This window comes from Vibrio sp. SCSIO 43140 (assembly GCF_023716585.1).
GTDB lineage: Bacteria > Pseudomonadota > Gammaproteobacteria > Enterobacterales > Vibrionaceae > Vibrio > Vibrio maritimus_B.
Window position 1 is genome coordinate 453476 of the sequence record NZ_CP071850.1, and the last position, 17896, is coordinate 471371.

A 17896-nucleotide genomic window follows, 5' to 3' on the forward strand; every position below is an offset into this window, starting at 1 on the left:
CTGATTGAGGCGCTTTCTAGGCCACTTTTTTGGGCTCTCACTAAGATAATTCAGTAAGATTACAAAAAAATAACCACTAATTCTGTAATTTATTTTCTTTTCGGGCACGAATTCTACCACTGAATTGATCGGATTTCACTGTGCATAACTTGTTTTAGAGCAAGGTTTCGGCGCTTAAGATTTAATTTTTGGATCAAAATAAATAAACCGGATGAATCGACACCATTTGGTAACTTTTTTTCAAAATGGTTACCAATACGGTACAGAATCCTGTCCATTGAAGAGGCTCATTGCTGGTGATATTGTGTACTCAGTATGGCTGTTTACTGTTCAAAAATAGCCAGTTGGAATCGTGAGGTGTAGTAAAATATGGCTTCAAACCGCATCAAATGTGTGATTTTTGATTGTGACGGCACGCTAATCGATAGCGAACGTTTATGTATACAGGCAATCGTCGAAGTACTAGAGAGCGTTGGCGTTAATGTTGATTATGAGAAGGTGAAAGATCAGTTCCAAGGGGTAAAGCTTGAAAAGATCTTTGGCGAGCTTATCGCTGATAGCTCATTGCTTAGTGATGACAGCTTAACAGGACTTGTTCGCCATTATCGTCAGCGCTGTCAGGAGCTGTTCACTGAGCAGCTCACGGTCATTGATGGCGTCTATGAGGTTTTAGATGAGCTCAAAGCCAACAACATTGCCATATGCATTGCGTCCAATGCCCCTCACGAAAAGATGGCGTTTACCTTACCGTTGACAAAACTCGACCACTATTTCGAGGGCACGGTGTACAGCGCATTAGATGCACATGCCTGGAAGCCAGACCCTAAACTTCTGCACTTTGTCATGGATAAAATGCAAGTGAGAGCAGAAGAGTGTCTATTTATTGATGACTCTCTTGTCGGTGTTCAAGCGGGCATAGGAGCACAAGTCACCACCTTGTATTTCTCACATGCAGAGCCTCATAAAAAGATTGAAATTGATAGCCCTTACCTACACTACATCTCCGATATGAGGCAATTGCTGGCCTTTGTTCAATGATCTTAAAAGCATAGGTTAGTTGTGCTTGTCTGGGCGATTGGCAGATTGGTTGAGTAACTGATTAGCCGCGAGTAACTTGCTACGCATGCTGACAACGGATGCATCCAGTATGTCGATAGCCCATAGCGGTAACTTATCTGAGATGGAATAAAACGCCCATTGTCCTCGGCGTCTATCGCTAACTACCCCACAGTTTCGAAGTACGCCGAGCGCTCTAGAGATCTTTGGTTGAGATTCTTGCAGCGCGTCGCACAACTCACCCACACTGAGCTCCACTTCGGTAAATATCATTAAGGTAATGAGAAGCCTTGTTTGGTCGCTCAGACACTTATGAATCACCAGTGGGTCAAAATCTAAATCGTTACTGTCACTGTGCACGGCCACAAACAGTTCGATTCGCTTGTACAGATCATATAAAGAGGCGTCAAAAGAAGTCTCTGATAAAGAGGTGGGGGAGGGAAGATCCCAAAAAAGGCTCTCTTGGCTGTTTTCAAATACCCCGCATTCTTTGTGCGCTGATGAACATAGCGTAATGACATAATCAAAATGCTGTCCGTCGAACTCTTCTACCGACTTCGAGCGCAGACCCTCGCTATCAAAACCAGACTCTTTGAGTGTGGTTAACGTTCTATTGTCTACATGACTTGGATTGCTACCAGCGCTAAATGCTTGGTATTGGTCCGCATAATCTCTGTTGACGATCGCCTCTGCGAGCTGCGAGCGTGCCGAGTTTCCTCTGCAAACAAAGAGTATTTTTTTTGTCATGGTGTCCTCATCAAATCGGCTTGTATTAGCGCACACAATATTATGAAAGCTTATCGGTGCGAATGAAAGCATTGTATCCCTCCGTTGCCCCCAAATCGTTTCAACCAGTATCGGCTACATTCTGTATGAAGCTTTTATGACAGTTCAAAAAGATCCTTGACTCGTTCGTGATATTTTTTAATATATACGCATATCCATATATGAGTATTTAAAGATGCTTCCACATGAGTTTTTCAAATTGATGTCTGATGAAACCCGTATTCGAACCCTGCTTTGGGTGTCGGCCAACGGCTCGGTCTGTGTCAACGATCTGGTGGAGGCATTGGGAGAGAGCCAGCCTAAAGTATCGAGACATTTAGCTATGCTTAGACAAGCAGGTGTGCTCAAGGATACGAGGCAAGGGCAGCACGTCTTTTACAGCTTAGCTGAAGGATTGCCTGGTTGGCTCTATCGAACATTGAAAGGGCTTGAACAGTCGAACTGTTTGCAAAGTGCTTATCAATTAAACTTTAACGAGCTTGTGTCATCATCGAACGATGCTTAAAGCTTGACGGTACAACCGAAAATTTTACGTAATTAAGAGATTGAGTTATGGCGATTAAAGTAGGCATTAACGGATTTGGTCGAATTGGCCGTTTGGCGCTTCGCGCAGCATTTGATTGGGACGAACTTGAGTTTGTTTTGATTAATGATGTTGCAGGTGATGCAACCACACTAGGTCACCTATTGGAGTTCGATTCAGTACAAGGTACTTGGCATCACGGTGTAGCCGTTGAAGGTGATGAGCTTGTGGTGAACGGTAAGCGCATTAAAACGACCCAAGAGCGCGATATCGACGCGATCGATTGGTCTGGCTGTGATGTTGTCATTGAAGCAACAGGTGTGCACCGTAAAACTGAATTCCTAAACAAATACCTAGATCAAGGCGTTAAGCGTGTCGTGGTGTCTGCGCCAGTGAAAGAAGAAGGCATTGCCAACATCGTTGTCGGTGTGAATGACGAAATCTTTGATGCAGCGGCTCACCGAATCGTGACAGCGGCATCTTGTACCACGAACTGCATTGCGCCTGTAGTGAAGGTGATTCACGAGAAACTGGGTATCGAGCAGTCGTCTTTCACGACTATCCACGACCTAACCAACACGCAAACTATCCTTGATGCGCCGCACAAAGATTTGCGTCGTGCTCGCGCATGCGGCATGAGCCTTATCCCAACTACTACCGGCAGCGCAACAGCTATCGTTGAAATCTTCCCTGAGCTAAAAGGCAAGATTAACGGCCACGCGGTACGTGTACCTCTAGCGAATGCATCACTCACTGACATTATCTTTGACGTTAAGCGCGATACCACGGCTGAAGAGGTTAACGCACTTCTTAAAGAAGCATCACAAGGCGAGCTAAAAGGCATCCTTGGTTTTGAAGAGCGTCCGCTGGTTTCTATCGATTATCGCGGTGACCAACGCTCAACCATCGTTGATGCACAATCTACCATGGTCGTTGGCTCTCGAATGGTGAAAATCTATGCGTGGTATGACAATGAAATGGGCTATGCAACACGCACAGCAGAATTGGTTCGTAAAGTCGGTCTAGCGGGGTAATGATGATGCATCCAACATGGGAACTAAACGTAGATAATGCAGCCTTGGTATTAACGCCTTGTCCAGGTACCAAAGAAGCATCATTAGATGACTCACTAGCGCAACTTAAAGAGCAAGGTGTTACGGTAATCGTGACGGCTTTGGATAATCACGAGATGGCAGAAGCAGGCGTTGCTGAGCTTGGAGAAAAAGCACAGGCTCTAGGCATCAAGTGGTTCCAAACGCCAATTGAAGATGATCGCGCTCCTGGTTCTGAGTTTGCAGCAGGCTGGAAAGCTATCTCACCAGAGCTTCATCAAGCGCTTGAAGCGGGCGAGAAAATTGCTATGCATTGCATGGGCGGCTCTGGTCGTACTGGTCTTCTTGCGGCAAACCTTTTGCTTGAGAAAGGCTGGGATCTTGAGACGATTCGCCGTGAAGTTCAGGCACTACGCCCGGGGGCTTTCACTAAGCAGCCTCAAATTGACTATGTAGAAAAACTTGCAGCGACGTTCTAGGCGCAGCACTCGCCGTGAGTAAACCTAAATAGAAGCCCTCAAATGAGGGCTTCTATTTCTCAACACTTATCCCTTGTTATTAGGCAGAAGAATTATGTTGTCTAACCTTAGCAAAAGCGTTCGCCAGTATATGTTGGTGACCTTTAACTACTGGAATTTCACCATTACCGATGGTGCATTGCGAATGTTGGTGGTGCTTTACTTCCACGATCTCGGATACAGCTCGCTCGCCATCGCATCCCTGTTCCTTTTCTACGAGTTCTTCGGTGTGGTCACCAATCTCATTGGCGGGTGGCTAGGAGCACGTTTAGGGCTTAATCGCACCATGAATATCGGGCTTGGGATGCAGATCTTTGCATTGTTAATGCTGGCCGTTCCGAGTGCTTGGCTAACCATTCCATGGGTCATGGCCGCACAAGCGCTGTCAGGTATTGCTAAGGACCTGAACAAGATGAGTGCGAAAAGTGCCATCAAGACCTTGGTGCCTGATGAGCAGCAAGGGGCGCTTTATAAATGGGTTGCGATTCTTACTGGCTCTAAAAATGCACTGAAAGGTGCGGGTTTCTTTATCGGTGGCTTATTGCTGTCGGTCTTAGGCTTTCAGTATGCCGTAGCAGCAATGGCGGCGGTGCTGACACTGGTGTTTATTGGTAGCGTTATCAGCTTAGAAAGCGATATGGGTAAAGCAAAAGCTAAGCCTAAGTTTAAGCAGATTTTCTCGAAGTCAGAGAGTATCAATATCTTGTCGGCTGCGCGTATGTTCCTATTTGGTGCGCGAGATGTTTGGTTCGTGGTTGCCTTACCAATTTATCTTGGCTCTATTTTTGGTTGGGATCATACCTTGGTTGGGGGATTCCTAGCGCTATGGGTCATCGCTTATGGCTTCGTTCAAGGCATAGCTCCAAAAATTACCGGTAAAGCGCAGGGTAAAGTACCAGATGGTAGTGCTGCCATGTGGTGGGCACTGGCATTAGCCGTGGTGACAGGCATCATCGCTTACTGTGTTCAGATGCAATGGTACCCACAAGCGGTCATTGTTGTCGGGCTGTTGATTTTTGGCGCTATCTTTGCGGTAAACTCATCTCTGCACAGCTATCTGATTGTGAGCTATGCAAAAGGCGATGGCGTGTCGATGGACGTTGGCTTCTATTACATGGCTAACGCGATGGGGCGTTTGATCGGTACTGTGTTGTCTGGTTGGGTGTTCCAAGTGGCGGGTCTCGCAGCTTGTATGTGGGTGTCGTTTGCGTTCTTAGTGCTAACGACCATCATCTCAATTCGTTTGCCTGGTGCGCCAAAAGCCGTCGCAGGATAAAGTGAATATTCATTAAAAAGAGTCAATCGTTAAAAGACGATTGACTCTTTTTTGTTTCAGGCGTACATTTATCGTCAAAAGACGATGGGGAAAGAGTGTGACCAGTTGTAGCGTTGAAAATCCTGAAATGTTTGTCGCCTCTGAGCAGCAGTTATCTCAAGAAAAGAGGTTAGCTACACAAGCAAAAGCGTTGTCACACCCTGCACGTATTCGGATTTTACGTATTCTGTCTGACTTGGAGCGCGCTGGTGGGTGTTTGAATAGCGATCTTGTGTCGCAGTTAGGTCTTGCTCAGTCAACGGTCTCTGAACACTTGCGTATTTTGAAGGTCGCAGGATTTATTAGTGCAGAATCAACGCCACCTAAAGTCTGCTATCGCATACAGCGCGAAGCATTAAATGAGTTTTCTTCGCTGAGCTTATCCACATTTGATTAAGCTGGCTAAGAACCCTGATTATCATTAAGTCGGCGATGCCGGCTTTTATTACCACTTATTTATCGTTATTCGACGATTAACGATATTGGAGAGTTAACATGTCTGAGTTAGCGATTGAGCAACCGAAAAAACTGGGCTTTTTAGATAGATTTCTGACCCTGTGGATCTTTTTAGCCATGGGCGTTGGTGTTCTATTGGGTGTCGCGTTTCCAAGCCAAATCGAAGGCTTGAATGAGTCAATGACAGTGGGTAGCACCAATGTTCCTCTAGCGATTGGCCTGATTTTGATGATGTATCCACCTCTTGCCAAGGTCAACTATGGTTTGATGGGCAAAGTGCTGCAAGATAAGCAGGCCGTTACTCTCTCTTTGGTCATGAACTGGTTAGTGGGCCCAATCTTGATGTTTGTGCTGGCACTGACTTTCTTGGGTGATGAGCCTAGCTTGATGACTGGCGTTATTCTGATTGGTCTCGCGCGTTGTATCGCTATGGTATTAGTGTGGAATGATATCGGCGGTGGTAACAAAGAGTACGGGGCAGCGCTTGTCGCGCTCAACAGTGTATTTCAAATCGTGACGTACAGCTTCTTGGCATGGCTATTCATTACTGTCCTGCCACCTAAGTTTGGCTTTCAAGGTCAAGTTGTTGATATCTCAATGGGAGAGATCGCTGAGAGTGTCATGATTTATCTTGGTATTCCGTTTTTGGCAGGATTCTTGAGCCGCAAGATCTTAGTCGCTAAGAAAGGTGAGCAGTGGTACAACGAGACGTTTATCCCGGCGGTTTCGCCTATCACTTTGATTGCGTTGCTGGCGACGATTGTACTTATGTTTAGCTTAAAAGGTGAGATGATTGTTGAGCTGCCAATGCAGGTGGTTCGTGTGGCCATACCTTTGACTATTTATTTCTTCTTGATGTTCTTCGTGAGCTTCTTTGTTGCGAAAAAGATGGGCGTGCCATTTGATAAGAATGCTTCAATTGCGTACACCGCAACAGGTAATAACTTTGAGTTAGCCATCGCCGTTGCTATTGCCGTATTTGGTTTGAACTCGCCAGAGGCGTTTGCGGGGGTTATTGGGCCTCTGATTGAAGTGCCGGTATTGATAGCCTTGGTCAACTTCACCTTAAAGATGAAAGCGCGCTACTCTTCTTAGTGTCCTGTACAGAACCTGACGACAGAGCGATACAACTGAAAACGGAGCCAAGTGGCTCCGTTTTTTATGACTGTTCAAGCGTACTTCGTTTGTTGTGTTTTGCTTTGTACATGGCGAGATCCGCTTTCTTGAGGGTTCCTCGCAAGCTGGTTCGAAAAGGGGTATAGCCCACACTGTGGCATAGCATCGGATAGTTTACGAAGTTCTTTTCAAACAAGGCAGATAACTTCTCAAGCGCTAAGTGCAATATGACTTCGTCTTGATGGTGGGTTAGTACTACAAATTCATCGCCACCATAGCGCACCAAGATGTCCTGAGCGGCAAAAGCCTGTTTCAGGCAGCGCGCAAAGCGCATCAGTACAATATCCCCCTCGCTATGGCCAGAGGAGTCGTTTACCTGCTTGAAGTTATCTAGATCTATCACCACGCAGTAACCGAATTGCCAATGCACTGAGCTCAGATAAGCGAGATTGTGGAGCTTGGTTAAGGGGTCGGTATAGGCTTTTTTCTCGAAGAACTTGGCTTCGTGATGCAAATCGGTGACATCGAAGCTAGTGGTGTAGATATAAGGCTCACCATCAATGAGGACCTTAAATTTTAGGACGTTGAAGTAAGACACCTTATCTAAACTGGTGAACTTGATGATCTTGGGTGCACATTGTCCTGCTCCTAGATATTCCAAACTGGCGTCGTGACACTCTCTGAGCATCTCTCCAACATTACTCGGGACCCGTTCAGAAAGCTGCTCAGCGTTAAGACCAATTGGGTCAACATCAGAGTACTGGCGTAGCCAAACAGTGAACTTATCATTGATATACACATATTGATGTTGCTCATTCCTGATAGAAAGAAAACCAGGGAAATGGCGAAAAAGCGCCGTCGCTTGCTGATACGTCAAATCTGTCACTGCAAAAATCCCACTATAGCCCACAAGACCAAATCGTGGCTTACGAATGGAAGTGGTTGAGGTAGTTATCATTTTTGCTGTTTCTATCACGCGTCATGCATAAGGACTGTGATGCATATCAATTTGTAGGATTTTGCTGACAGTGTTTGCCTTTTTTCTCAGGTGTGAGACAAGTGAAACCACAAAAAGCAGCCGAAGCTGCTTTTTAAATAGTTAACTTATCAATTACTTACCTATTAGTTATTGTGAAGTGCGAGATACTGTTTGGCATGTTCACTACCCATATAACGAGACAAAGACTTGAGAGGCACGCGTCTTAGATCCACCACAATAAGTCCATCGAGCGCATTGTTGAAATCAGGGTCGACGTTAAAACTGACGAGCTTGCCATTAAGGCTTAGATATTGCCTTAGCAGCACGGGCACCCCTTTGCCTTCATCCAGTCGAGAAATTACGCGCGATAGAAGTTGCATGTCAGCCAGGGCAGAAAGCAGGTGGGTATTCCAACTTGGTGCATCTTCTAATTTTGGAGGATTTGGAGCAATGACATGTTTTGCACTCTCGCTGTCGTAGTGATGCAGTGTCATGGTATCCGCTAGAAGCTGTCTTGCTACCTCACTGTAGTCACTGCTGATACTGACCGGACCAAACAGGTGAGTGTATTCCGAATGTCGATGTACGAACTCAGCAATGCCTTTCCAAAGCAATAGCAGTGCGCTCATGCTCTTTTGATATTCAAAGGCAATGACGCTTCGACCCATCTCAATAGACTTGCCCATGGTATCAAGAAAAGGTTGGTCGTATTGGAACAAGGTTCTTGAATACAAGCCTTGGATTCCGTGTTGTTCGAGCAGCTTATCTACCAAACCAAGTCGGTAGGCGCCCACGAGTTTGTGCTTCTCTCTATCCCACACAAACAGGTGATGATAGTCTTTATCAAACTGGTCGATATCGAGTGACAGCCCAGTACCTTCCCCGACTTGGCGGAAATTGCTCTCGCGCATGCGTCCAATCTCGTGCATCACCGATGGGATATAGTCGATGGTCGTACAGTAAACCTCAAACTCACCACTGGACAGTAAATGATGCTCCGCTGGCAGCTGCTCTATATCTTCGAGTAGATCACTGACATGAACAGCAAGAGCGATGGCTTGGTAGTTGGAGGTGTCTGAATCAGAGACGTTTCGCTCGGTCTGATCCCTGCCCAATAGGTAGGTATTGAGTCTCAGGTAGTTAACTAACTGTCGGTTATCGAGGGTGTTTACCTCTTTGTATTTGATGGCTTCACCAATAGAGATACCAATAGGGCGATTTTTTTTGTTTAGCAACTCTCGACCCAACATGGCAGTGCGCAGCATAGGATGTACCTTTCCTGCTAGATAGAAACGCTTTGAGTTCAGCCCGCCTATATGAACAGGTACGGTGAGCGCCTTGTTTTTCTTTATCAGGGTACTGACAGAACGACTCCACTCTTTATCTTCTAAGCGAAGTGCTTTGCTATCAACCAGTTGAGACACCTCTCCAGCGGGAAAGACCAGCAAGGCTCCGCCCTGTTCAAGGTGTTGGTTAGCTTGTCTTAGCGCACGGGTGTTGGAGCGGTGAGCGTTAGCACCATCAAAGACATCGACACCAATAAATAATGGCTCGAGTTCCGGGACGAGTTTGAGAAACTCGTTCGCCAGTATTTTTACGTCTTTGCGAATTTGTAGCAGTAACTCCGCGAGTATGACGCCTTCAACGCAGCCGAGCGGGTGATTTGCGACGATAAGGGTTGAGCCTGTATGTGGAATGTTGCCACGACTGCCCGACACAACGTGGTAGTCGATCCCCAAAATCTCTAATGAAAATCGCAAGAAGGACTCGGTATCACAACCTACAGGGCGCTGAGCATATAATTGGTCAAGCACCGATAGACCAGTGGCCCACTCGGCAACGTTCTCTGCAATTCCTAAAGGGGTCTTTCTTGGCAAGCGAAAAGGGCTGGTGGTTTCCATAACATCCTCTGGGCGAATTCCATTTATTGTCGTTAAAAGGGTATGACGCCCATGTGTCAAAATTGCGTAAGAGAGATGGAGGATGGATGACGTATTGATGTCAGATTGGTGACGAAATAGACAGCTGGCAATAAAAAAGAGCGCCGAAGCGCTCTTAGAGGTGTTGAGGTTAATGCGGGCTAGAAGGTTGCATTAACCGATAACTTGAAGCGACGCTCGTTGCCGTAGTGCACATCTGTGACAACATTGTTGCTGGTGCTGCCGCCGGTGCCAGACACGTATTCAGTGTCGAACAAGTTTTCGATATTAAAGCGGAAGTCCCAAGTGACGTAATCGCTGGCGATCTTATGTGATGCGCCGGTATCAACACGAGCATAACCATCTAATTGAACGGTATTCGCATTGTCAGCCCAGCGTTCACCTTGGTAGAAAAGACCAATATTGAATGCGGTCGCTTCAGTCCATGCATAACGCGTCCATACTGAACCTGACCATTCAGGAACGTTGGCTGGCGTTTTGTCTTGGTACAAGTCGTGATTGTTGTATTTCGCATCTAGATACATACCTGACGCCATTACAAACCATTGCTCCGACAGTTGACCTTGCGCTCCAGCTTCTGCGCCGCGATGAAGTTGATTACCATTTTGGGTAGTAATGCCGTTTTCTTCGATGCTGATGTTTCGTTTTTCTATATCGAATACAGCGCCCGTTAGAAGCAAGCGGTTATCCATCAGTTCCCACTTTGTGCCTAATTCATACTGTCGGCTCTTTTCCGGGGTACGTTCGGTGACCGAACCATCGTCATTTACAACGTTGCTCACCGGGTTGAAGCTCTCAGAGTAGTTTGCATAGATACTGCCTGAGTAACTTGGGTGATAGATAACGCCGACTTTTGGCGAAAACGCTTGGCTATCATTGGCGCCTTTGACAATGTCACCGGTTGCTGGGTTGGTGCCATCAGCAAAATATTGATCATAACGTCCACCAACAAGTGCCTGCCACTGGTCGTTAAAGGTAATTAAATCTTGAGCATAGAAACCATAGAAATGGTTGCTGCTCTCATAGACCGTTTTGTCGTTGTTGTAATCCAACCCTGGGTTGCTCGGGATATCACCAGGATTCACGTCGATAGCCTCGCCTGATACTCGAAGCTGGGCGTAATCATAAAACTGACCATTAACGCCAAGAAGCACTTGGTGATCGACACTTAATGCTGTGAACTCACCGTGAAGGTCTGCGTGGAATGCTTGAGTTTTCCATGTATCGTGACGATCAAACGGTTTTAGTATGTAACTGCCGTCAACGATGGTATCCGCAGTCGGCGTTGGCAGAGAATCGTAGCGGTGGCGCTTCATGTGCTGTGAGTTATAGCTCAGATTAGCGCGCCATTGAGAGTTGATGTATAGGTCTAAGTCCGCGCCCCAGTTCTCCACATCATTATCGATAAATGACCAGTGTGCATCACGGATCATGTCACGATCACCAAGGCGATTGCCTTGCATATCTAACCATGATCCAGAGTCGATAGGTGCACGGTCGTTAGTCTTTTCATAGTTAACAGACAGCAAGCCCCAATCCGCAAGATCGGCCTCAATCACGCCGTATCCCAAGAAGCGATCGCGCTCTCTTTGCTCGCCATTGGAATAGCGACGCGTCTCCACTGCATCTTGCTTTACAAGAACGGTTCGCCCACGCAACGTACCAGATTCATTTAACTTGCCCGATGCATCAATGTGATAGCGAGTACTACCTAGGTGATCGAAGTCTGTTCCTACATTCACCATAGGCTTCGCCGTCGGTTTCTTTGAAACCATGTTGATCATGCCGCCAGGTGCTGAGTTACCATAAAGTAGACTTGATGGTCCTTTGATCACTTCGATGCGATCCAGTGTCTCGATAGGCAGCATGTAGTGTGTAAACAATGAATGCCCGTTTCGAAGGTAGCCGTTGGTTGATGAAAGCTCAAAGCCACGAATATAGAACTCTTCGCGATTCCACTTCTGAGAACCTGCATTGACGCTTGCATCATTCTGTAGTGCTTCACCTAGCGTGGTTGCAAGCTGCTCATCAAGCACTATCTCAGGAATAACGTTAACGGATTGAGGCGTTTCCAACATAGTGGTGTCGGTTCGCATCGCGCCGGTTGCACTATCCACTTTGTAGTCATCGAAGGCTTGAGCGTGAACAACAAGCGTTTCATCTACTGTATTAGGTGCGTCATCAGCGAAGGTTGGGGCGGTATGGAGTGCGAGTACCACTGCACTACAAAGTGTGGTCACTTTGAATTTCATTCTGGGCTTTCCTTGCTCGAGTATCCGAGACAAACGGTTTTATTATTAGAGAGTTATGCCATTAGTTGAAATGGCGAGATGAATGCTAATGCTATTTATTATCATTTGCAATAAATATAATTGTAAGCAATTGTATCGCCTGTTTATACAAGGGAGTGATTGCATAACAATGGTAAATGGAGTGTAATTAACTTGTTGTTAGTGAAAGGAGTTCTATCAATGGAGTGGGGACTAGAAGAACAAAATAAGTGTTACCGTTTCTTGAAACCAGGGATGAAATTGAGTCTTTCATCCGCAGATAATCAGCAGATTAAAGGGATCGCCGCAACCCTTATCGGCTTCAAACCTTCCGCCTTTCTAATTGTTGATGTCACTCAGGTTGGTTCAGAGGCTCTCGGAGAGCTGACTGACGGCGATCTTGTCATTCGGGGACTCTCAGACTCAAGCTTTGGTCATGTTATCGCTTTTCGTTCACGCTTTATTTCGCGAGCGGATGAACCGTGTCAGCATCTGTTCTTGGCGGCGCCTTCTGATTTTGTTTCTAAGCCCATCAGGGAGCACTCTCGCTACAGGTTGTCCGTGCCATGTAATCTCTCTTTTGGGCAGTCTGCTGTAGAGGGCAAAATGGTTGATTTCTCATTGGCAGGTTGTGGTGTGTATATCGAAGGGCCACATGATTTCTGTAAAGGATTAGCTCTCAAAGTCGAGTGTCCATTAAACCAGTTCCTACCGGCTGGAATAAGCTTTGAGGTGGTTACGGTGAAGAAGCAAGGCAAAGGCACGCTACTTGGCATTCAGTTCAATCAACAAGTCTTAATGTCTAATCGCTTAAAAACCACACTCGCGGAGTTGTCATTGAATGTGAGTTAAAAAGCGAGTGTGTGCTTACTTTGACTTCTACATAACAACAATGCTTTTTCTTCGCTTATTTCAAAGTGTAAACTGTGCTATATAAAGAGCAGAATTTCTCAATGGAATGTTCCGACTTATGCGTATCTTTACACTTGTGTTGTTTGTGGTGTTTTCTTGGCTTCAGTACACTCTTTGGTTTGGAAAAAATGGCATCGTTGACTTTAACCAAGTAGACGCAGAAATTCATGTCCAGCAGCAAGTAAATGGTAACCTTCAAACCCGCAACGACGAGATGTTTGCTGAAATAGACGATCTCAGACAGGGACTGGATGCTATCGAAGAGCGCGCTAGGCATGAACTCGGAATGATTCAGCAAGGAGAGACTTTCTACCGAATCATAGGTGAGGACAACCAATGATCCCTGAGCATCATCCAATCATTGCTATCGTGCCTGCAGCAGGTGTTGGTAGTCGAATGCAAGCGGATATTCCCAAGCAATATCTAAAAATCCACGAGCAGACCATTCTTGAGCATACTATTGAGCGCCTATTGTCGCATCAAAGTATCGAGAGTGTGATTGTCGCAATCAGTGATAATGACCCTTACTTTGAAGGACTGTCGTTTATCTCAGAGAAACCCGTCATCAGAGTGCCGGGCGGTGGTGAGCGTGCTGATTCAGTTTTATCTGCAATAGACTATGTGAAGCAGCGTGTGCCTAATGCTTGGTGTCTTGTGCACGATGCGGCGAGACCTTGTATCACTCACGAAGATATCAGCAAACTCATTTATGAAGTGAGCACTCACCCAGTTGGGGGAATTCTTGCTGCGCCAGTGAAAGACACGATGAAACGCGCAAACGGTGCCAAAGGCATTGATCATACGGTGGATAGAGCGGGTCTTTGGCATGCACTTACGCCACAGATGTTTAAAGTGGAACTGCTGCACAGTGCACTGAGTGATGCACTATCGGAAGGGGTCACCATTACCGATGAAGCGTCTGCTGTTGAGTGGACAGGGTTAGCGCCATTGCTGGTGGAAGGTCGCAGTGACAACATTAAAATTACTCGACCAGAGGATCTCGCTCTGGCGGAGTTCTATCTTAAAAATAAGGAACCAGAACAATGAGAATAGGTCATGGCTTTGATGTACATAAGTTTGGTGGTGAAGGACCTGTCATCATTGGTGGTGTTTCGATTCCTTATGAGCAAGGCTTGATTGCTCACTCAGATGGCGATGTGGCATTACACGCATTGTGTGATGCCTTGCTGGGCGCTATCGCTGCGGGTGATATTGGTCGTCACTTTCCAGATACTGATGAAGAGTGGAAAGGCGCGGACAGTCGCGCGCTGCTGCGTGATGTTTACAGTAAGGTGAAAGCGAAAGGCTACGAGTTAGTCAATGCGGACATCACCATCATGGCACAAGCGCCGAAAATGGCACCACATATTGAATCCATGTGTCAGGTCATCGCTCAAGATCTAGATACAGATATTGGTAACGTCAATGTTAAGGCGACCACTACGGAAAGACTTGGTTTTACAGGACGTAAAGAAGGTATTGCCACAGAAGCTGTGGTACTGATTAACAAAGTAACGTCTTAAAAGGCAGATATCATGACGGATGTTCTCAACGAACTGAACTATCTACACGGGAAACCAGCGATTAGCGCTAAATTCAAAGCCAGCAACGAAGACTTTATTGTTAAAGAAGTACTTGGTTTTGAGTTCGCTGGCGAAGGTGAACACTTAATGCTTCGCGTACGCAAAAATGGTGAAAACACCAGCTTTGTCGCCAATGAACTTGCTAAGGTATGTGGCGTTAAGTCTAAAGATATCGGCTGGGCAGGTTTAAAAGATCGTCATGCGATTACCGAGCAGTGGCTCAGTGTCCATTTGCCTAAGAAGAATGTTCCTGACTTTACAGCGTTCCTTGCTCAATATCCTAGTATTGAAATAGTGGCAACAGATTGGCACAACAAAAAGCTGCGCCCTGGTGACCTTGCTGGCAACGAGTTTGAAATTCGCCTTACAGAAGTGTCTGACGTTGAAGGCTTAATGGAAAGAGTCGCCAAAGTGTCTGAGGCAGGCGTGCCAAACTATTTTGGTCAACAGCGTTTTGGTCGCGATGGCAACAACGTTACGGAAGCAAAGCGCTGGGGGCGTGAGAATGTTCGCACCCGTAATCAGAACAAGCGTAGCTTGTATCTGTCAGCCGCTCGTTCTTGGATCTTTAACCAAATCGTTTCTATGCGACTTGAGCAAGGCTGTTTTAACTCAGAGTTACCTGGTGACATTCTGGATGAAACCGGGCTGATCACAGCAGCGTTGGCAGGCGATAATGCGCTACCAACACAAGATGCGGCGATGGCGCTTGAGCAAAGCATTGTTGACGGCGAACCCGATCTGATGGCTCTGATCCGCGGTAATCGCATGCGTCACGACCGACGAGCGATTGTGCTCAAACCAGAGGCACTAAACAGTGACTCAGATGGACAAGCCGTAACGCTCTCTTTCTTCCTTGATTCAGGAAGCTTTGCGACATCAATCTTGAGAGAGTTGGCAAACGTAGAAGAAGTAGAAAGGCAATTCTAGGTTTCATGGATAGTAAAAGAATAAAAGTTCTCATCAGTAATGATGATGGTGTGCATGCAGAGGGTATTCGCACCTTAGCAGCGGAACTGGCTCAGATCGCTGATGTCACTATTGTAGCGCCAGATCGTAATCGTTCCGGCGCCTCAAACTCTTTGACTCTTGAGCAGCCTCTGCGTGTTAATCAGATCGAGCCCAAAGTCTACTCAGTGCAGGGCACACCGACAGATTGTGTGCACTTTGCCCTTAATGAGTTGATGAAAGATGATATGCCTGACTTGGTGTTATCTGGGATCAACCATGGTGCGAACCTAGGTGATGATGTGCTCTACTCTGGAACTGTTGCTGCAGCAATGGAAGGTCACTTTTTAGGTGTACAATCCATCGCATTCAGTTTGGTTGGTAAGCAGCATTTTAAAGCGGCAGCGATCATCGCTCGACAATTTGTCGAAAGGCATTTAGCGACGCGCGTTCCTACTAATCGACTACTGAACATTAATATCCCAGATCGTGCCCTTGCAGATCTTGGTGAGGTGTCTGTGACACGATTGGGCGCTCGACATCATGCAGAGAGCATGATCAAACAACAAGACCCGCGTGGTCATGATATCTATTGGTTGGGACCTCCTGGCAAGGAGCAAGACGCTGGAGTAGGCACTGACTTTTATGCAATTGAACAGGGGCATATCTCAATCACACCTTTACAGGTCGATTTAACTGCCCATGAGTCAATTGGCGCAATGGAACGTTGGGTATCAGGGAGAGAGTAACTAATGAACCCACAAGCAGCAAAATTAGTGGAGTTTATCCGATCTCATGGCGTGAACAGCGTATCGGTGCTCGATGCCATTTTAGCTGTACCTAGAGAACAGTTCGTTTCTCAGGCTATGCTTCACCAAGCTTACGACAATAATGCCTTACCTATCGGTGCCGGTCAGACGATTTCGCAGCCTTATATTGTTGCTAAGATGACAGAACTACTGGATCTTGAAAGAGAGACACGCGTACTCGAAATCGGCACGGGATCTGGCTATCAGACTGCTGTACTCGCACAGCTTGTGGATCATGTTTACTCGGTGGAAAGAATTAAAGCGCTGCAATGGGAAGCCAAACGCCGATTGAAGCGCCTTGATATATACAATGTTTCCACCAAGCATGGTGATGGTTGGCAGGGCTGGCAAGCAAAAGGTCCATTCGATGCCATTATCGTTACCGCGGCTGCTTCCGAAGTTCCCCAAGCCTTGTTGTCGCAGCTCAATGATGGTGGACGTTTAGTGATCCCAGTCGGCGATAATGAGCAACAATTATTAAAAATCACCCGTAAAGGTGATAGTTTTAGTACCGAAGTTGTTGAATTGGTGAGGTTTGTTCCTCTCGTAGCAGGTGAATTGGCGTAAATGCAAAGCCGAATGAAAGCAGTGGTTTCCGTTGTTTTTCTGTCTAGTGCACTCATTGGGTGTGCTGGGCATTCGCCTGCGCCTGTCTCAAATTTGGGAGGCAAGTACGATAATGTCTCCCGTGGCAGCTATCGAGGTAGCTACTACGAAGTCCAGAAAGGTGACACCCTCTATTTTATCTCCTACGTTACCGATAAAGATGTTAAAGACCTGATTAGACTCAATAATCTTCAATCACCTTATACTATTCATCCGGGGCAACGCCTCAACTTGTGGCGTCAAGCCTATGCGCCACCTGCATTTGGTGGTTCGGGGGCTGGCGAGGTCGCGACCGCTTCTGCAGCAACGGCTGCAGCGAGTTCAAGCAGCACAAAAGCAGCCTCAACCCCGGCTCCAAAAGCGAGTAGCTCATCAACACAAAATAGTCAAAAAACGGCTGCAAAGAAGGTTGATCAAAGCAAAACAAAGGAGTATGGTGAGTCTAAAGGTAAACAAAATGTTAATAACACGAAACCCAATACGGCAAAACAGACCGCTAAGCCGCAAGCAAAGCCACAGCAGACAGCAAAAGCTAAGCCGACACCTCCGCCTAGCTCCAATGCGAAAGTCTCCAGCTGGGTTTGGCCAACAAAGGGACGTGTAATAAAGAACTTTTCTGCAGGGGACCAAGGAAACAAAGGGATAGACATTGCTGGCCAGCGTGGCCAAGACATTGTCGCCACTGCAAAAGGAACTGTGGTTTACTCGGGCAATGCACTTCGTGGTTATGGAAACCTCGTTATCGTCAAACATAACGACAGCTACTTAAGCGCATATGCACACAACGATAGGCTATTGGTCTCTGAAGGACAAAGTGTCAAAGCCGGACAAAAAATCGCTACGATGGGAAGCTCCGGAACCAACAGCGTAAGACTGCACTTTGAAATTCGATATCAAGGCAAATCGGTAAACCCTAAACGCTACTTGCCGTAACTGCCGTATAACGTTTACAACGTACGAAAAGCTACTTGCAATTTGATTGACGTAATCAGAGAAAGTTAGCGACATAGTTGAGTTGTCATGTCTT

General features: G+C 46.5%; 19 protein-coding genes. 15 read left to right on the top strand and 4 right to left on the bottom strand.

Annotation, left to right across the window (positions count from 1 at the left end):
• Positions 1 to 369 precede the first annotated feature (369 nt).
• A complete protein-coding gene (locus tag J4N45_RS02365) occupies positions 370 to 1038 on the top strand; it encodes an HAD-IA family hydrolase (protein ID WP_252013375.1) in 669 nt (222 codons plus the stop codon).
• Between the two features lie 15 nt (positions 1039 to 1053).
• Here the strand turns inward: J4N45_RS02365 and J4N45_RS02370 are convergent, their stop codons facing one another.
• The gene (locus J4N45_RS02370; protein ID WP_252013377.1) at positions 1054 to 1803 is read right to left on the bottom strand and encodes a metalloregulator ArsR/SmtB family transcription factor; all 750 of its coding nucleotides are present in this window, start codon (positions 1801 to 1803) and stop codon (positions 1054 to 1056) included.
• A gap of 214 nt (positions 1804 to 2017) precedes the next feature.
• Here J4N45_RS02370 and J4N45_RS02375 point away from each other — a divergent pair, with 214 nt between their 5' ends.
• The 6 genes from J4N45_RS02375 (at position 2018) to arsB (ending at position 6801) form a co-directional block, all read left to right on the top strand.
• Positions 2018 to 2347, top strand: coding sequence for a metalloregulator ArsR/SmtB family transcription factor (locus J4N45_RS02375; protein WP_128647956.1), 330 nt, complete (start codon positions 2018 to 2020; stop codon positions 2345 to 2347).
• A 47-nt stretch (positions 2348 to 2394) separates the two neighbouring features.
• A complete protein-coding gene (locus tag J4N45_RS02380; protein WP_252013379.1) occupies positions 2395 to 3399 on the top strand; it encodes an ArsJ-associated glyceraldehyde-3-phosphate dehydrogenase in 1005 nt (334 codons plus the stop codon).
• 2 nt (positions 3400 to 3401) lie between these two features.
• Positions 3402 to 3896, top strand: coding sequence for a cyclin-dependent kinase inhibitor 3 family protein (locus tag J4N45_RS02385; RefSeq protein WP_234496128.1), 495 nt, complete (start codon positions 3402 to 3404; stop codon positions 3894 to 3896).
• 94 nt (positions 3897 to 3990) lie between these two features.
• Positions 3991 to 5211 carry an organoarsenical effux MFS transporter ArsJ gene (gene arsJ, locus J4N45_RS02390; protein WP_252013382.1) on the top strand — a complete coding sequence of 407 codons (1221 nt, stop codon included), beginning with the start codon at positions 3991 to 3993 and terminating at the stop codon, positions 5209 to 5211.
• Positions 5212 to 5338: 127 nt separating this feature from the next.
• Positions 5339 to 5647 (top strand): ArsR/SmtB family transcription factor, encoded by a 309-nt coding sequence (locus J4N45_RS02395; RefSeq protein WP_252014638.1) that lies wholly within the window; start codon positions 5339 to 5341, stop codon positions 5645 to 5647.
• A gap of 98 nt (positions 5648 to 5745) precedes the next feature.
• Positions 5746 to 6801 carry an ACR3 family arsenite efflux transporter gene (gene arsB / locus J4N45_RS02400; RefSeq protein WP_252013384.1) on the top strand — a complete coding sequence of 352 codons (1056 nt, stop codon included), beginning with the start codon at positions 5746 to 5748 and terminating at the stop codon, positions 6799 to 6801.
• 64 nt (positions 6802 to 6865) lie between these two features.
• Here the strand turns inward: arsB and J4N45_RS02405 are convergent, their stop codons facing one another.
• The 3 genes from J4N45_RS02405 to J4N45_RS02415 form a co-directional block, all read right to left on the bottom strand.
• Positions 6866 to 7780: a GGDEF domain-containing protein gene (locus J4N45_RS02405; RefSeq protein WP_252013386.1), complete on the bottom strand. Its 915-nt coding sequence runs from the start codon at positions 7778 to 7780 to the stop codon at positions 6866 to 6868.
• Positions 7781 to 7944: 164 nt separating this feature from the next.
• The gene (locus tag J4N45_RS02410) at positions 7945 to 9702 is read right to left on the bottom strand and encodes a bifunctional lysophospholipid acyltransferase family protein/GNAT family N-acetyltransferase (RefSeq protein WP_252013388.1); all 1758 of its coding nucleotides are present in this window, start codon (positions 9700 to 9702) and stop codon (positions 7945 to 7947) included.
• 179 nt (positions 9703 to 9881) lie between these two features.
• Positions 9882 to 11993, bottom strand: a complete 2112-nt coding sequence (locus J4N45_RS02415) for a TonB-dependent siderophore receptor (RefSeq protein ID WP_252013391.1) — start codon at positions 11991 to 11993, stop codon at positions 9882 to 9884.
• Between the two features lie 219 nt (positions 11994 to 12212).
• On the opposite strand from J4N45_RS02415, the gene J4N45_RS02420 reads away from it, so the two are divergent.
• The 8 genes from J4N45_RS02420 (at position 12213) to nlpD (ending at position 17802) form a co-directional block, all read left to right on the top strand.
• A complete protein-coding gene (locus tag J4N45_RS02420) occupies positions 12213 to 12863 on the top strand; it encodes a PilZ domain-containing protein (protein WP_252013393.1) in 651 nt (216 codons plus the stop codon).
• Positions 12864 to 12981: 118 nt separating this feature from the next.
• Positions 12982 to 13263, top strand: a complete 282-nt coding sequence (gene ftsB / locus J4N45_RS02425) for a cell division protein FtsB (RefSeq protein WP_128647962.1) — start codon at positions 12982 to 12984, stop codon at positions 13261 to 13263.
• Positions 13260 to 13970 carry a 2-C-methyl-D-erythritol 4-phosphate cytidylyltransferase gene (ispD, locus tag J4N45_RS02430; RefSeq protein ID WP_128647963.1) on the top strand — a complete coding sequence of 237 codons (711 nt, stop codon included), beginning with the start codon at positions 13260 to 13262 and terminating at the stop codon, positions 13968 to 13970. Before ftsB ends, ispD begins: the two co-directional genes overlap by 4 nt.
• Positions 13967 to 14446 carry a 2-C-methyl-D-erythritol 2,4-cyclodiphosphate synthase gene (ispF, locus tag J4N45_RS02435; protein WP_128647964.1) on the top strand — a complete coding sequence of 160 codons (480 nt, stop codon included), beginning with the start codon at positions 13967 to 13969 and terminating at the stop codon, positions 14444 to 14446. Before ispD ends, ispF begins: the two co-directional genes overlap by 4 nt.
• A 12-nt stretch (positions 14447 to 14458) precedes the next feature.
• Positions 14459 to 15436: a tRNA pseudouridine(13) synthase TruD gene (truD, locus tag J4N45_RS02440; protein WP_252013395.1), complete on the top strand. Its 978-nt coding sequence runs from the start codon at positions 14459 to 14461 to the stop codon at positions 15434 to 15436.
• Between the two features lie 5 nt (positions 15437 to 15441).
• On the top strand, positions 15442 to 16203 hold the full coding sequence (gene surE, locus J4N45_RS02445) for a 5'/3'-nucleotidase SurE (RefSeq protein WP_252013398.1): 762 nt from the start codon (positions 15442 to 15444) through the stop codon (positions 16201 to 16203).
• A gap of 3 nt (positions 16204 to 16206) precedes the next feature.
• The gene (locus tag J4N45_RS02450; protein WP_128647967.1) at positions 16207 to 16830 is read left to right on the top strand and encodes a protein-L-isoaspartate(D-aspartate) O-methyltransferase; all 624 of its coding nucleotides are present in this window, start codon (positions 16207 to 16209) and stop codon (positions 16828 to 16830) included.
• Positions 16831 to 16842: 12 nt separating this feature from the next.
• Complete coding sequence (nlpD, locus tag J4N45_RS02455) at positions 16843 to 17802, top strand: murein hydrolase activator NlpD (RefSeq protein WP_503055688.1); 960 nt, start codon at positions 16843 to 16845, stop codon at positions 17800 to 17802.
• Positions 17803 to 17896 lie beyond the last annotated feature (94 nt).